Genomic DNA, 14,831 nt, shown 5'->3' with positions numbered 1-14,831 from the left:
CCTAGAAGAGTCCGGCATTGCAGGGCGTACCGGGCAGTGTGTAGTCGGCTGTGACTCTCCATCCTGCTGGGTCGGGCCAAGCGGTGTTCGTCAGGATCGGCTTCCCGAGCTCGAGAACGTCGGTAGCGCGGGCGAGGCAGACGTCCATCTCGATGGTCGCGGTGCCGGGCGTAGGGATGCCGTTTTCGTCGATCGGGATGTTGTGGCGGGTGATGGTGTTCTTGAGAACCTTGACCTCGCCTGCGTCCGCCTCGATGCGATGCGCGGTGATGTCCCGCTTCGTCGATTGAAGGAAGTTGCCGGCCGCGACATTGTCGAGATCTGCGGGGTTGGCGGCGGGATCGGCACTCAGACGCGCGAGCACCGTGTAGTACTCGTTGACCTTCACCAGTGCGGCTTCACCTGCCTGTTGCTCGGGGGACTTTCCGGAGCCGGGCGGCCCGGTGAACGTGGGTCCGGCGTTGGTTTCGAGGGTGCCCGGTTCTGGGGTCAGGATGCTGCAGCTGGCTGTCAGGCACATCGCAGCAGTGAGTGTCGCCAGTGCGGCGATGCGGCGCGTCATGATGCTGCTCCGATCCGGTAGGGGCTCCCGTAGGTGGAGTCGAGCTGACTCAAGAGCATCTTGGTTTCGTGTTCGGGCTCTTCTTCAAGGGCGTCGAGCTCGGTGATCATGCGATCGATCAACCTTTGGGTGGTCTCGGTGTCACCCGAGAAGTGGGTGGCGATGATCGCCGCACGCCAGCACCCTTCGTGGACGATGTCGACCTCGAGGCCCGTCTCCGCGGCGACGTGTGCAGCCGCGAGGTCCTGGGGAACTTGTCGGCCGCGGATGTAGCGGGTGGCGAGCTCCTCGGCGACGTCGGTAACGGCGGAGATCATGTCTTGCTTGGTTTGGTCGGCCCACCCGTAGGCGGTGGGGTCATCGCTACTGAAAGGTTGACCGGTGACCAGAGCTAGTGCGGCGGATAACCGGGCGGTGTCGACGTCAGCGGGATGGGAATTGACGAGTTCCTGCCAATAGTCCCAGTCGGTCGTGACGGCGTCGTGGAGCCGTTGCGGGGTCCGGCCGGTTCGATCTCCGGACTTGATGAGGGCGGGTTCACCGGTCTCGGTGTCACCGAGCCACTTACGCAGGCGAGAGAGCGCTTCGTTGCGGCGCCGGCGGAGCCGGGCCTTCGCTTCTTTCTCCTGCTCGGCTGTGCCGGTTCTGGCGGCTTCGACGTCATGGGGCCAGATTTTGCTGTCGATGTCCGCGGCGAGGACTCCGCCATCAGTGGTGATGAGAAGCGCGGCGATTTCGGTCAGGCTCTTCTCTCGGCCTTCGGCCGGCCCTGGTGACGGGGGTGTGACGGCGGGTTCGCCGAGCAGCCTGATCCAGATGTGATCCGCCTCCGGCAGCTCGCCTTCTGCGGTGACCTCATCCGAATCGGACGGCTCTGGTCGGTCGACGGCATGGTCGAGGTCCTCGTTCCCGACCACGCTGAAGGTTGCGGGATCGGAGCTGGTTATGAACTCGTCGGTCGAGATGTCGTTGTCGAGACGGGCTGCTTCCCATCGAATGTCAGGGTTATCGCCCTTGTGGGCAACGCGAGGTTCGCGTGAGGTGGTGGTCAGTAGGTCTAGGACAGACGCGTAGCTCTCCTCATCGAGGGTGGTCACTGTGATGCCGGCCGACGCGATTCCTGGACGAGCAAGGACGGCCGAGCCGTTGTCGTCGACCTCGAGGGTCCATTTGGCGTTGGTATGTGCGCTCTCGGTGGTCACTGCGGCGAACGCGACTCGGGGTGCGTGCCGTGCGATGCCGGCGAGTAGCCCGGCCTGTGCCTCGGTCACCGGATCGGCGATCAGAACGATCTCGGGTGCGGTCAGCTCGCTGGTGGTGTACGTCGTGCGTGCCTGCGCGATTGACTCGAAGTCGTTGTCCGCGAGGATTTCGGAGTCGAGTTCGACGTGATTGGCGAGTGTCGTCAGTACCGTGTCGGCGTCCTCGGAGTGGGTGATGCGACCGTTGTCGATTGCCTCCGGCAGGTCGGCGCAGTATCCGACGAGGTTGAGGTGGAGGCTGTCGGCGATGGGCGAGACTGCGAGCTCGACGGCGAGCGCACGCAGCACCCCGGCTGTTGCAGTCGGGGTGCCGCTGATGGCGAGGTGGCCGATCTGTTCGAGGTTGAGCAAGAGGTCGCGACCGTCGTCGCTGGTTCCGACTGCCGTCAGCGCCGGGTACGGACTGATCTCAGCCTCGGGAACGCTGCGCGGAAACGCTCTCGGATCTACTGACCAGGTGGTGTCGTCGATCTGTGTCCAAGGCGCCGGGAGTGAGACCTGTTCGACGAGTCCGAGCTCGATGTCGTTGTCACCGACGAAGACCGCCAGCAGGCCCGGCAGAGCGATTCCCGTGGACCTGCAGTGGTGCGCGAGGTGCCGCAATGCGATGTCGACGTGGGTGGTGGTGAGCGGATCAGCGGCGGCCGTGAGTGCTTGCTCCGCCTGGATCGCGGTTTCGGCGGGAAGGGCGATGCGCTCGCCGCGGCGGCGGCGATGTTGTTGCTTGCGGCGACGAAGAGCGAGATGCCCGGTGAGTCCAGCTGCAGCAACCGCTGAGATTCCGAGACCGATGAACACGACGTCGGATGAGCCGTCCTCGGTATCGGTCTCTGCCGGCGCGTCATTGATGACGAGGTCGGCAGGCATTTGAGGCTCGACGGGATCGAGTTGCCAGTTGGGGGCGACATCCACAGGCGCGGGCGCCGGAGCGGGAGCCGGAACAGCATCCGGAGCCGGAGCGGGAGCCGGAGCGGGAGCCGGAACAGCATCCGGAGCCGGAGCGGGAGCCGGAACAGCATCAGCCGGCGGCACCAAGGCCGGCGCCGGCGTAGCGTCAGCCGCCGCGGAGGCGGCGGTGGGCATGATCAATTGCTGGCCGACCGTGATCAGCTCGCCAGCCGGGGTGCCGTCGGGAGTCGTGATCTCCATGAAACGCAATGGATCGCCGAGCTCGCGCTCGGCGATATCCCACAGGGTGTCGCCCTGCTTGACCGTATAGGCGCCGCGTACCACCTCGGGCTGGGATGCGGGCAGCTGCAGGGTCAACCCTTCGGCCAGAAACCCTGGCTCGGGGACAGCAGTCCGGTTGAGGTCCAGGATCTCGGCGTAGCGGCGGCCCTCTCCGAGATGCTGCTGGGCTAATCCCCACAGGGTGTCTCCGCGCACGGTCGTCACTGTCGGCCCCGCCGGTTGTACCGCCACCCGGGTCGCCCGCGGATCCACCTGGGTCTGCGGTGACGCGCTCGGATCTTCCTGCTGTGAGTGCGGCGCGTACGGAGAGGTGCTTCCCACGTCCGCAGGCTGGGTCAGGACGGGTGCGGCGGTGGCGGTTCCGGCGGTCAGGAGCAAGAGGGCGCCGCTGACGAGGAACGTCGCCGTCCGCTGTTGTGAGCGAAGAAGGCGCAGCTTCGGCGCTTTGACGCCACGCAGTGTCGCCGCGAGTTCGAGCAGAATCGGGACGGTGAAGGTGGCCCAGGCCGCCCAGCCAACAAGGGGAAGAAGGGCGATGAGAAGACTGCCGTCATCTGGACTCGCGAGCAAAACTTCGGAATCCGACCACGGTATGTCGAGCGGATTGCCGCGCAGTGCCCAGAGCGCGGCCGGGATCCCGGCGACAAGCATCACCAGGATCAGGAGGTAGCCGAGTCCGGCAAGGCGGGACCGCGTGGCGTTTGCGCTCACGGTATGTACACCTCCCCGGCGTTGGTGCGGTTGAGATTCACAGCGGCCGTACCGACGAGCAGTTTCGTTCTGGGGTATGGCAGAAGTTTCGAGTTGTAGACGATGCGGGTCGTGATCAGGAGGGTGCGCGGGCCGGTGGGGATCACGTCGCCGTCGACGCCGGCCTCGAACAGGTATCTCTTGGCGGCTGCCGTCGCGCGGACCGGGTCGACGACCGTGTCGATGCCGCGGGCGCTCACCGATCCGATGATCTGCTGACCGGCTGCGCGGGCAGCATCCTCGGCGACGTTGTCGGCTCGCTGGTCGGCGGTGAGCATGCCGCCACCGTCGACGATCAGTCCCCAGACGAAAAAGATCAGGACAGGGGCGAAGACCACCGTCATCAGGGTGACGGCACCCTTGTCGCGGGGCTCCTCGGGCAGGCGGGAGGCGAGTCGCTTACGCAGGGCGTTGGTCATCGTGTGCGCTCCCGGTAGGTATCGATCGGCGAGATTGCGGTAGCGGTGACGGTGCGGGCACCATTGACTCCGGGCCATCCAAGAGCGTCGAAGGAGACCTGGCAGGTCACGGTGACCTCGACCGTGGCGGGGACACCAGGTCTGGTGCGGAATCCGCTGGTATCGGCGTTGACGTTCATGGTGGCGCACTTGAGACCTTGTCCGTCCATGCTGCCGGCCGCTGCTTGGTACGCCAGCGGAGTGGCCGTGGCGATGGTGCGGGCGAGTGAGGCTGCACGGGCACCCTCGGTGGCGGCGTGTTCAACCTTCTGGTGCGCCTGTCGGTTGACGCCGTACGCATACATCCAGCCCAGGAGCAAGATCAGGATGACGACGGCGAGGCACAGCTCGATCGTGACGTCGCCCCGGTCATCTCGGCGGGCGCGGGATATCCATCGGGTGAGTCTCATCCGATTCCTCCCGGGTTGGTGACGCGTTCAGTCGGTTTGGTGTGGTTGACGACGATGGGGAATTCGAGACCCGGGACGAGGGAAGGGGCCTTTCCGGTGATGTTGACGGTTGTTTCGCGGATGTTCTTGCTGACGAGGACAACCGGGATCTGCAGGTCACCCCTACCTGCCTGGGTGATGCAGGCATAAGCGGCAGCTGTTCCGAGCGCTTGGTTGCCGTACTGGGATCTTGTGTTCTTCAGTGCCTTTTCGGCGCAGCTGTTGGCGACGTCGCGGCCGTGGAAGAACAGAGCGGTTTGCAGCAGGACCGAAAAGATCAGAAGGAATGCGACCATCGCGATGACCGTTACGAGCGTCGCCGGGCCTCGGTCATCGCGGCGCCATCGGTCGATCAACTGTTCCAGTGTGACCATGGTCTGCCTTCCGATAGTTGTTGGACGGCTGGCTTTTCAGGACGGAATGGGGATATACGGCCACGGCCAGGAATCGATTCCGAGCTGCACAAGTTCCGCGGCGACCGCCACCATCGCGGCGGCCTGGAAGACCCTCACGAGGTGTGTCACGTACTCACCGTCTCTCCAATCGATGCAGCGCTGTCTGATTTCAGTCGGGGATCGCGTTTGCGCGGGACATGATTTTGCGGACGACGATCGCACCGGCTGCGGCGGCGGCGCCGACAACCAAGACGGCCAGGAAGACGTACTCGAGGGTGGAGGGTCCGCGGTCTGAGTCTTTGCCGCCGGCGCGGTGGAGGAGGGTGCCGGCCAGTGCGGCGACGAACATCATCGTGAGGGTGATGTAGGAGGTCACGGCCTCGCGGGCGGTGCGCCGGGTGGCGGTAGCGACGGTGGTGATGCTCATGGTGGGCTCCTTGTGTTTGGTCGATGTGTAGCAGGTGAGCTGGACTGGATGATCGTGACCGGCCAGGCTCGGCGGTCTGGGCGTCTCGCTCCTTTCGCGGCGCCGGCGGCGCACCATCGAATCGGACTAGCCGGTGATGATGGTCAGTGCCGGGATGAGCAGCAGCATGATGAACAGGCCGGCGAGTCCGGCCAGCGGCATAGCCAGCTTTTCGGTGGCCTCCGCTGCCGCACCCTGTTCTGCGCTGGCCTGAGCGGATCGCAGGCCCGCGGCCTTTGCCCGCAGTGATGAGTAGACGGATGCGCCTTTGTCTCCGGTCATGTTCATGATGTCGGCCAGGTCGCCCAGCTCGGTCAGGCCGAGCTCATGGGAGACGCGTGTCAGGGCATTCCACGGGGCTTCGCCGGAGCGCCCGGCTTCGTACAGTTCCTCGTCGAGGCGCAGGAACACCCATGAATCTCCCACCTGCGCAGCGCGCTCGAGGCTCTGGGTGGTGCCGATTCCACCGCGTCGGCACAGTGCGACGAGGTCGATGTAGGAGCTCAGTGCCTGCGCGAATTCGGCTCGTGCCGCGGTTGCCCGGCGTCGGATCTCGATGTCGGGGATGAGGAAGAGCAGGAAGGCGGTCGCAATCGACAGGATGGCCGGGATGGACCATCCCAGGCCGACCCCGAATGCAGTCAGGACGAGGTTGAGGAAGGGGAAGATGAGCAGTCCGAGCAGTGCTGCGACGAGCTTTTCCCCGAGTACGTGGGCGGGATCTCGGTGCAGCAGGGCGAGATCGGCGTTGGGGAGCGTGAAGAATTTGCTGTCCTGTAGGTAGGGGTGGACCCGGATGCCGAGTTTGTTCGCCATCCCGTCGATCAGGGAGGTTCCGGTTGTCGACGTGCGCTCCGGGGCCGGTCCGGACAGGCGCGACATGGCATCGCTGAGTGCGGGTTGTGCGCGCATGAAGTAGAGGGCGACCAGGTAGATGCCGATTGTTCCGACGCTCGTGTAGAGGATGACCGTCATCTGAATGCTCATCGCTGCGCTCCTACGAGGTCGGTGCGGTTGACGCGATCATTGGTGCCGATAAAGCGGGGGTAGGTCGGCGGTTTGGTGGCCTGCTTCATCCAGTACAGGTCGGCCGCGAACAGGGTCAGCAGGATAAGTAGCACGATCTGCATTCCGCCCGACTTGTACGGTTCCATGAAGTTGGTGAACAGGAACGCTGCCGCGAGTGTTGTGATTGCGATGATGGTGACCCATTTCGCCTGTGTACGGCTGGATTTGCGGTCGGCCTCGGTGCGGCGTCGGCGCGCGACCATGTCACCGACGTCTTCGGCGAGGCCTTCGAGCACGGCTGCAAGTCCAACGCCTCGCAGTTGCATGCTCAGTAGCAAGGCGCCGCAGATCTTGTCGCCGACGCTGTCGTTGAGGTCCGATGCGAAACGTGTGATCGCATCCACCGGAGGGACGTTGTTGCGCAGGCGGCTGATGAACGCCGTGATCTCCTCCCGTAGTGCCTCCGGGATCGGAGTGGAGATGATGGTGTGCTCGATTCCCGAACCAGCCTTCATGCTGCTGGACAGGTTGCGGGCCCATTCATCCATGGCCGCCAGCCGACTGATCTGCTGTTCTGCTTCGGGACGGCCGAGCAGGTACGGCAGGCCGACCAGCAGCGCCGGGACCAGAAAGAGGGTGAAGAGCCAACCCGAGAGGGACGACACGACGATGCCGGCGGCGAAGCCCACGACGAGCAGGATCTGGGTGCTACGCGGGATCTTCGACGAGCTGCGGCGCCGGCGCTGACGCGTGGGCGCGGTGGGATCGCGGCGGTCTTTCCATCCCATGACGATGCAGGCGACCCCGGCGCACAGCAGCAATACCAGGAAGATGCCGATTTGCTGATACATCACGCCACCTCTTCATCGTCGTAGAGGTCGCGTTCTTCGTCGAAGTGGCGAAGGCTGTCGCTGGGGAGGTTGATTCGCTTGAATCCTCCGGCGAGCAGCTTGCGGAGCAGAGGTTGTGGAATGGATCCGAATTCTCCTGTGCCGTCCGAGTATCCCCGGTAGATCGTGGAGAAGGACGGCTTCTTGTCGTCGCCGGGCTCGACGTAGACGACTTCGTCGACGTAGCGGACCGAGGTGCGCGACCCTTCGCCATCGACGCGGACCTTCGTGCCGAGTTGGACGATCAGGTCGATGTGCTCTGCGAGCTGGCGTTCGACGTAGTCCACCGTCGCGTTCATCGGGGGTTCGGTCGCCAGGTTCACCAGACGGTCGACGACACCGCGAGCGGTGTAAGCGTGCGTCGTGGATAGCCCTCCTCTGGCCGTCTGCAGTGCCTTGAGAAGAGCGAGGATCTCGTGACCGGCGACCTCACCGACGATCATGTAGTCGAGCTGCTGTCGCACGAACTCGTACAGGATGTCCGAGAGGGTGTAGCTGCCGGCGAGCTCGCCGTCTGCACCGCGTTCTCCGCCGCCCAGGATTGTCTCGGCGTCGACCACGAAATCCTCGCGGCCTGGGAGTTCGTCGATGAAGAGTTCCCGTTCGGTTTCCGCGATTCCGATTCGGGTCTGCAGAGGAAGCGCATTGGCCAGGGCACGCGTGAAGGTCGTTTTTCCGAAGCCCATTCCGCCGCCGGTGACCACCGAGGCACCGCCGCGGACCGCGCACGAGAGGATGGTCGCGAGCTCGATCGGCATCATCCGATGTTCGACGGCGAGCTGATCGAGGGCGATGTTCTTGAGGCGGTGGATGCGGATTGCCACCGAGGGCCGTTTGACCGAGTAGCCCATGACCGACAGTCGGTGGCCTCCGCGCATTGTCAGACGCAGTGACGGATTGAGCCGGGAGAAGGGTCGGCCGCCGTTGTCGGCGCGTGAGGCCAGCAGTCCCATCCACTCGAGGAGTTCCTCGGGGGTGTCGACCACTGGGTCGCGGTGTTCATAGTGTCCGTCGGGGAACTTGACGTAGACGGCCGCGCCGTTGAGGAAGATGTCGGTGACGTGCGGCTCTTCGACGAGTTCTTGCAGCGGGCCCAGGTTGAACTGCGCGTCGAAGATGGCCTTGATCAGGGCTTCTTCTTCGACGATTGTGAAGGCTTCGCCGCCGGAGTTGATGGTCTTCTGGACGTGGTTCTTGACCAGGCCGGTGATCGTCTCACGGCCGAACTCGCGTTCTTCCTCCTCGGTGAACGGGGCGAAGTATTTGCCGGCGTTCTTCGGGTCGTGGCGCTCGCGGTCACGCGCTGACCGGTAGTCACGCAACAGTTCCGCAGCTTCTTTCTGCAGAGCGCGGACCAGGGCGCGATCGACCTTGACCTTCGCGGCCGGCGGCACGGACCGTCGCGCAGTGCCGCTGTGCCCATTGGTGCTGGCCGGTGGCAGTTCGTGTAGGCGAAGCGATCGAAACGGATCAGTTTCGGGGAGCGTGATTTTCGATACCGAACTGCGGCCGCCACCTGCGAGGTTGGCGTCCGGGATCGGGGCTGAGAAGAAGGGAAGTTCCGTGATCTTGTTCTGTGGAGGCTGAGTCGCGTCGTCGGAGTTCATCGGCGGTCTCCTGTCAGTGTCGGCAGCGCAGCATTGAGCGCAGGACCGGACTTCCAGTCCGCCTGATGGCTCACCGCGAATTTGGTGATCTTCGGCCAGGTACCGCGGTGGAGGGTGTGCAGGTAGATCGAGCGGCGACGGCGCCATTTGCTGATGGACAACCCGTCCGAGAAGACCTTGGCGTCATCGGAGTCGGGCAGGACCGCGATCACGTCAAGTCCGGTGACTTTCGTGATTTCCTCTGCGTTGTAGGGGGACTCACCGATCAGGATCAACCCCAGACTTGCCCGTGATTGCACCGCGGAGAGCTGCTGTCGCAGGGCGTTCTGCGAGGCGCGTAACGCTGCGATTGCCGTTCGCTCCGTGCGGGTGACGATTGCGATCGTTGTCGCGTTGACGATCAGTTCGATCGGAGCGCCTCGTTGCCCGATCCGGCCGGCGTCGACGATCACGTTGGTGTCGTCGACGCTCAATCCGGCCAGGTGGACACCCAACGGTCCCCACACGGGCCGCATCGCATCTGCCTGGGCGGAGTGGACCAGCCCCGGGAGCAATGACACCGACGATTCCGGGATCTGGATGAGCTGCTCGGTCAGAGCAGCCTTGAGGCGCCCGTGACGATTCGCGTCGACGAGATTGATCAAGGAACGATCGTGATAGTGGTTTCCGAGCATGTATCCGGCCAGGACCGGCGAGGACCCGATGGCATCCGCTTCTACGAGCAGAGTCCGGTCGGTCGGTGAGTTCAGGGCCAGGGCGAGCGCCGTGGTGCTCACACCGGGTGAGCGTGAGGCGGATGTCAGTGCGAGAAACATCGCCGATCACCGCACTCGGTTGTCGAGGACGATCGCGACACGCTTGGTTGCGCCGCGGGCGGCGACCCAGTTGGCCTCTGCCTCGGGCACGAGCAGGTTGAGCGTTGTCTCGCCGGCTTCGGGGATCTCCTTGGTGGAGTACACCTGCGCCTTCGTGTTGATCGGGCCCTGGACGGGCGGGTCGTCCTGGTCGCGTGGTGTGTCCACGACACGGACCATGTCACCGGGGACGATCGGCTCGGAGGGGAGGTAGCTGTAGCTCACCGTGATGCCGACCATCGTGAGGCCTTCCCCGGGAACAACCTGATCGGTGATCGCGGACGGGAGCAGGACGGTGCCGGCCGGCAATCGGGTGCTGGCACTCATTCCTACGATGCGGCCGCGTTCGCTGGCGGGCAGCGCCCCGAGATCGGCATCGACGTTGACCGATTTGGCGGCCAAGTCCTTGGACTCGATGGTCTGGCCTTGCTGCACCTCGTTCGTCAGGACGAGGACATCGGTGGTTGCGCGCATGGCGTTGACCGCGGTGAGCATGCCGATCACTGCCACCACGACGAGTGCGACACCGATCGCCAGGTAGATGGGGCGTCGACGGACGCGCGCGCGGGTATTCAGATCGGGTGGGTCGTCCTGATCTGCGCCGTTGTGCGCCGGGGGCAGATCATCCCCGGACGAGCGGAGCTTGTCTATTTTCTTGGTCAGCAGGGATGCCATGTGGTGGTCCTTCACAGTGGACGTGTGGACATATCGGACACTTTCGTACGGCGAACAGTAGAGAGCGACCTGGACGAGTTCGCTGTGACTACGCCGCCTGCGGGCTCCGACAGGCTGGTGACGCCATCGGGCGCGACTGCTCCGGTGCGCTCGGTGCCGCGTGATGTGTGAATCGTCCACATTTAATCGCAGGCTCTGGTGGCGCGTCGACCGCGGTGATAGCCGCAGCAGCAGTGTCTACCGCGGCGTTTTCGACGGTATGCACATGAAAACCGCTCTGCCCAAGGTCGGCCCGACTACGTGTGTCGAATATTCCAGTGTCCGCTATCCGGAGTGGGAAAATTGGCGGGGTACGCCATTGATCGGCCACTTCTATTGCCGTATAGAAGGAGTCGGGTTCGAAATAATAGTTGTAACCATGTTTGCGGACCGTTTTAGGATCCGCTTGGACGGCCCATCGACTCACCCCGAATAGCGGTCCGAGCGATGGCACACCGGTCACGGGTAATCGATCGCCGAGCATGCTCCCCGTCGGTCGCACACGTGAATCCCTCTGCGCTGCACGTGGCATAAACGCTTTCCCCTCCGCAACCCGCCGGGGTCCTCCCCCTCGGCGCGACTGTCGACCCGCACTCTCTGCCTGCCACGCAGCTGTGAGCCTTCTGGAAAACATTCCATCAGGTCGGGAACTGCGTTGTCCAGCAGAGGGGTAACACTCAAGAGTGTTACCTACAAAGGTTGACATCCGACCGGAGTAGGGTTAGCGCGCTGAACATCGCTGATGATCACGAAAGGTAAGCATGGACCCTCTCAGCCCACCCAGCCTCGGTGATTTCATTCGTGCTCGGCGCACCCGGGCAACGCCGACGCACCCGGATGGAATGACTCGGGCCCAACTGGGCGAAGAAATCTATTTGAGTGTCAGTTACATCGCGCGGCTGGAAGGAAACGTTAAGGACGCGAGCCCTTCTCCACCGGTTCTCGACGCCACCGCCAACGCACTCGGGCTCGATGATGCAGAACGTCGGCACCTTTTCAATCTGGCACGCCGAACACAGACCGAGCGTGAGGACACCACGACACCCTGGACGATCGCCGACTATCGGACACTGATTACACCGGACATGAAGACCGCCATCGCGGCGCTGAACCCGCACCTGGTGGCGTACCTCGACGAACGCTGGAATGTCATCGACTGCAACTCGGCGTACGACAAGGCGTTCCCTGGACTGGTCGACGAGGGAAACGTGTTGCGCTGGTTCTTCTCGACTCCGGCATCAATGAAGGTCATGGTGGAGTGGGAGGCGGAAGCCGCCTTGACCGTCAGCTGGTTCCGAGCGTTGATGGGTCGCTACTACAACCCCGACTGGGCGGTGGAAACCCTCGAAGAGTTGAGCGAGCTCCCTCTCTTCCGCGAACTGTGGTCACGCGAAGAAGTCCGGTTCGGCCGGCACCAGCCGTTCATGCACCTCCGCGACGCCGAGACTGGTGAGCAATACAGCGTGCACGTGCAGGTCCACGCAGAGATGCGGGGCAAGTATCCGCTGCAGATGTACCTCGGAGTGCGCCTCCCCGCCTCCCGAATTAGCCGAGTGTCTTGACGAACGCAGTGATCGCCGCGTTGACCGGCTCGGGGTGTGTCCAATTCGCGGCATGGCCGGCCACCGGGATCGTGACAACTGGCGCAGCACCGGGAAGACCTGCTTTGAGCTCGTCCGCCTTCTCTGCAGGCGCTGACAAGTCATTTTCCCCACGGATGATCAACGCCGGAACGTCAATGTCGGAGAGTCGGTCCACGACGTCGTCGCGCTCGATAAGGCACTCCGCGGCTGGCCGGACAGCCATGCGATCGCTGCTGTTCCATTTGCTGATCCACGACGTCCAATCCGCAGGTTCTCCACCGATCAGTTGAGGGGCAAGTGCGCTGGTGAGCGGTTCGAGTGGCTCTGTGCTGCACCACTGATCGAACAAGACGCGATATCCGGACTTCTGCTCAGGAGTACAGGCTGAGGCTTCCGTGTCGAGCAAGATCAGAGCCCTCGTGCGCTCCGGTGCGAGGAGTGCCGTCCGCAGCGCGGTATAGCCGCCCTGGGACATGCCCCCGATGATTGCCTTCTCGACGCCGAGGTCGTCGAGGACGGCGAGGGCGTCGCGCGCGAGGTCCCAGTATGTGAACGGCGAACCCGCATCGGTGGTTTGCCCGTGGCGGCGCGCATCCCAGGTCACAACCCGGAGGTCCGGGGCTAGATCGCGCAACTGGGGCGTGAACATGGATGAGTCCATGAAGAACCCGTGCCCGAGTAGAAGTACAGGCCCCTCTCCCCCACTGTCGGTGTAAAAAATGTCGGCGTCGGGCGTTGTCACTGTCGGCACGTAGCCGATCCTAGGGTGAGGTGACTATCCCCGGTCGGATGCGTCGATCACACCGGGCCGCTCGGGGCGAATGAACGAGACTGCGGGGTTCGTCCCTGACGTGCACGTGAACCCGTACAAGGTCGCTGACGAGGACTGACCACAGACCAACCGACAGGGCGTCAAAGTCACCGACACCGGACGGACCGGGCGGAACCATGCACCGGCCACGACACTCACCTTTCCGAGCAGAGCCGGTTAGCAGCGCCACCACGTGGGCGGGCATCACTTTCAACCGAGGTGGTGCCGACGGGTCAGAACTGATTCCACCACAGGGCAAACATGTTCCATTGAACGGTGCCTGGCCAGTGATCACCGACGTCCCAGAACCCAGGTAGATCGAACACGATGCCGGTCATGATTTCTCCTAGAACTGATTGAACCAGAGGGCGAAGTTGTTCCACGCTTCTGCGAATGGACCAAGCCAAATCATGATGAACAAGTCGGGAAGGTTGCCGGTCATAGCGGGTTCCACACGTCGTCGAAGAACCAGAACATGAACACGCTGATTCCACCGAGACCTGGATAGAACCAGTTGTAGTCAGGCAGGTTGCCGATCATGTCAGTACCGCCAATCCATCCATGCTTGCAACAATGGCTGCCATAGGTGCTGAGTCGGCGTCAAGACGTGCAGGCTGAACCAATCGGCCATATCAGTGACTATCCCGAACATTGCGAATCACCACCGGTCAGGCTGAACAGCAGTCTGGTACCGATTTCAACGATGTTCCAGGGCCACAGCCACAGGGTGTTCATGATGGCCCCTCAGAACTGGTTAAACCAGTTGGCGAAGTTGACGTACCAAACACCCGGAGGCCAGATCGGGTCACCGAACACTGGTATGTCGAACACATTGCCGATCATGACTGTCTCCTGGTCCTCCCGACCTGCCTGACTATCGCTGACGGCGTGACCGCCGTTACTCCCCGAGGGCTGAGAGATGCCCCAACCCGAAGGACAACGCATGACACATAACCGGGGCTCAGGCGACCCCCGAACCAGCACCGCCGCATGGCGCAAACTCCGCCGAACCATCCTCGAACGCGACAACAACACCTGCACCACATGCGGACAACCAGCCACCGAGGTAGACCACATCCGCAACACCAAAGCCGGCGGCACCGACCACCCAGACAAACTGACCAGCACATGCCGCACCCAGGCGAGTCTCAAGGAGCGCTGTTGCCAGTGCCCCTTTCAGAGGTTGCCGCTCACTCTCAACAAGACCCTCTCGCCACAACCTGCGGAGACTATCGACGCGTTCTGCCGAGTGTCCGTGATCGGTGGGGTTTCTCCCGTTCGCGGGCCGCCCGCGACTGGGAGAGTTCGGTTCGTCCATTCGGTCAGAGCGCGGGCGATCCAGCATCGCGCTACCGCGGAGTCCGCCGCACAGGCGGCGAGGGACTCGAATGCCAGCGCTATCGCGACTGTGAACTCGGGGTGCGTTTCGTCGATGCATTCGAGTGCGATGTCGTTCGCCGCCGAAAGTGCCAGATAGGTGGCCTCTGAGCTGGTTACAGCCGAGCTGTGGGACAGACTCTCAGTGGCCTCGTACGCCGCGCGCCACGCGTCGGGATTGAGGGTCTTCTCTCCCGATGTTCGGCACATACCAGCGACGCGCTCGAGTTCGTGGACTACATCGCCGCCGGTAGCCGGGAGCCGACCGGTCAAGCCCCAGTCTGAGTCGAGCAGGTCGGCGATCCAGCACCAGCGACCGAATTCAGGCGCCTCCTCCAGCGCGAGTTCAACGGTTCCCGACGCCAGCTGCATCACCGCATCGGCGACGGACATCTCGTTCAGCGCGGAAGAAAATGACTCATGCATGACCGTTTCCCGTCTCCGTGTCCCATGA

General features: G+C 63.5%; 14 protein-coding genes. 1 reads left to right on the top strand and 13 read right to left on the bottom strand.

Going from position 1 to position 14,831, the window contains the following annotated elements:
* Position 1: 1 nt before the first annotated feature.
* The 11 genes from ACLIVD_RS39200 to ACLIVD_RS39150 form a co-directional block, all read right to left on the bottom strand.
* Positions 2-562 (bottom strand): hypothetical protein, encoded by a 561-nt coding sequence (locus ACLIVD_RS39200; protein WP_064079852.1) that lies wholly within the window; start codon positions 560-562, stop codon positions 2-4.
* Positions 559-3,726 (bottom strand): LysM peptidoglycan-binding domain-containing protein, encoded by a 3,168-nt coding sequence (locus tag ACLIVD_RS39195; protein ID WP_491933297.1) that lies wholly within the window; start codon positions 3,724-3,726, stop codon positions 559-561. The genes ACLIVD_RS39200 and ACLIVD_RS39195 overlap by 4 nt, the downstream gene beginning before the upstream one ends.
* Positions 3,723-4,184, bottom strand: coding sequence for a TadE/TadG family type IV pilus assembly protein (locus tag ACLIVD_RS39190; protein WP_491933295.1), 462 nt, complete (start codon positions 4,182-4,184; stop codon positions 3,723-3,725). Before ACLIVD_RS39190 ends, ACLIVD_RS39195 begins: the two co-directional genes overlap by 4 nt.
* Entirely contained in the window at positions 4,181-4,633 is a 453-nt protein-coding gene (locus ACLIVD_RS39185) for a hypothetical protein (RefSeq protein WP_072948901.1), read from the bottom strand. The genes ACLIVD_RS39190 and ACLIVD_RS39185 overlap by 4 nt, the downstream gene beginning before the upstream one ends.
* Positions 4,630-5,046 carry a hypothetical protein gene (locus tag ACLIVD_RS39180; protein WP_159929888.1) on the bottom strand — a complete coding sequence of 139 codons (417 nt, stop codon included), beginning with the start codon at positions 5,044-5,046 and terminating at the stop codon, positions 4,630-4,632. The genes ACLIVD_RS39185 and ACLIVD_RS39180 overlap by 4 nt, the downstream gene beginning before the upstream one ends.
* Positions 5,047-5,236: 190 nt before the next feature.
* On the bottom strand, positions 5,237-5,494 hold the full coding sequence (locus tag ACLIVD_RS39175; RefSeq protein ID WP_005560295.1) for a hypothetical protein: 258 nt from the start codon (positions 5,492-5,494) through the stop codon (positions 5,237-5,239).
* Between the two features lie 126 nt (positions 5,495-5,620).
* Positions 5,621-6,520, bottom strand: a complete 900-nt coding sequence (locus ACLIVD_RS39170; protein ID WP_159929890.1) for a type II secretion system F family protein — start codon at positions 6,518-6,520, stop codon at positions 5,621-5,623.
* Positions 6,517-7,392, bottom strand: a complete 876-nt coding sequence (locus ACLIVD_RS39165) for a type II secretion system F family protein (RefSeq protein ID WP_005560293.1) — start codon at positions 7,390-7,392, stop codon at positions 6,517-6,519. Before ACLIVD_RS39165 ends, ACLIVD_RS39170 begins: the two co-directional genes overlap by 4 nt.
* Complete coding sequence (locus tag ACLIVD_RS39160) at positions 7,392-9,038, bottom strand: TadA family conjugal transfer-associated ATPase (protein WP_491933294.1); 1,647 nt, start codon at positions 9,036-9,038, stop codon at positions 7,392-7,394. Before ACLIVD_RS39160 ends, ACLIVD_RS39165 begins: the two co-directional genes overlap by 1 nt.
* Positions 9,035-9,853 carry a hypothetical protein gene (locus tag ACLIVD_RS39155; protein WP_491933293.1) on the bottom strand — a complete coding sequence of 273 codons (819 nt, stop codon included), beginning with the start codon at positions 9,851-9,853 and terminating at the stop codon, positions 9,035-9,037. Before ACLIVD_RS39155 ends, ACLIVD_RS39160 begins: the two co-directional genes overlap by 4 nt.
* Before the next feature lie 6 nt (positions 9,854-9,859).
* Positions 9,860-10,567, bottom strand: a complete 708-nt coding sequence (locus ACLIVD_RS39150) for an SAF domain-containing protein (RefSeq protein WP_491933292.1) — start codon at positions 10,565-10,567, stop codon at positions 9,860-9,862.
* An 800-nt stretch (positions 10,568-11,367) separates the two neighbouring features.
* Between ACLIVD_RS39150 and ACLIVD_RS39145 the strand changes: the two genes are divergently transcribed.
* Positions 11,368-12,168, top strand: a complete 801-nt coding sequence (locus ACLIVD_RS39145) for a helix-turn-helix transcriptional regulator (protein WP_491933291.1) — start codon at positions 11,368-11,370, stop codon at positions 12,166-12,168.
* Here ACLIVD_RS39145 and ACLIVD_RS39140 read toward each other — a convergent pair.
* A complete protein-coding gene (locus ACLIVD_RS39140; RefSeq protein WP_491933290.1) occupies positions 12,152-12,838 on the bottom strand; it encodes an alpha/beta fold hydrolase in 687 nt (228 codons plus the stop codon). The genes ACLIVD_RS39145 and ACLIVD_RS39140 overlap by 17 nt on opposite strands.
* Before the next feature lie 1,338 nt (positions 12,839-14,176).
* Complete coding sequence (locus ACLIVD_RS39135) at positions 14,177-14,803, bottom strand: hypothetical protein (protein ID WP_491933289.1); 627 nt, start codon at positions 14,801-14,803, stop codon at positions 14,177-14,179.
* Positions 14,804-14,831: the final 28 nt, after the last annotated feature.

This window comes from Rhodococcus sp. G6(2025), from assembly GCF_058628105.1.
Note: the sequence above shows the minus strand (reverse complement) of the source record. Positions and strands in the feature narration are given on the sequence as shown.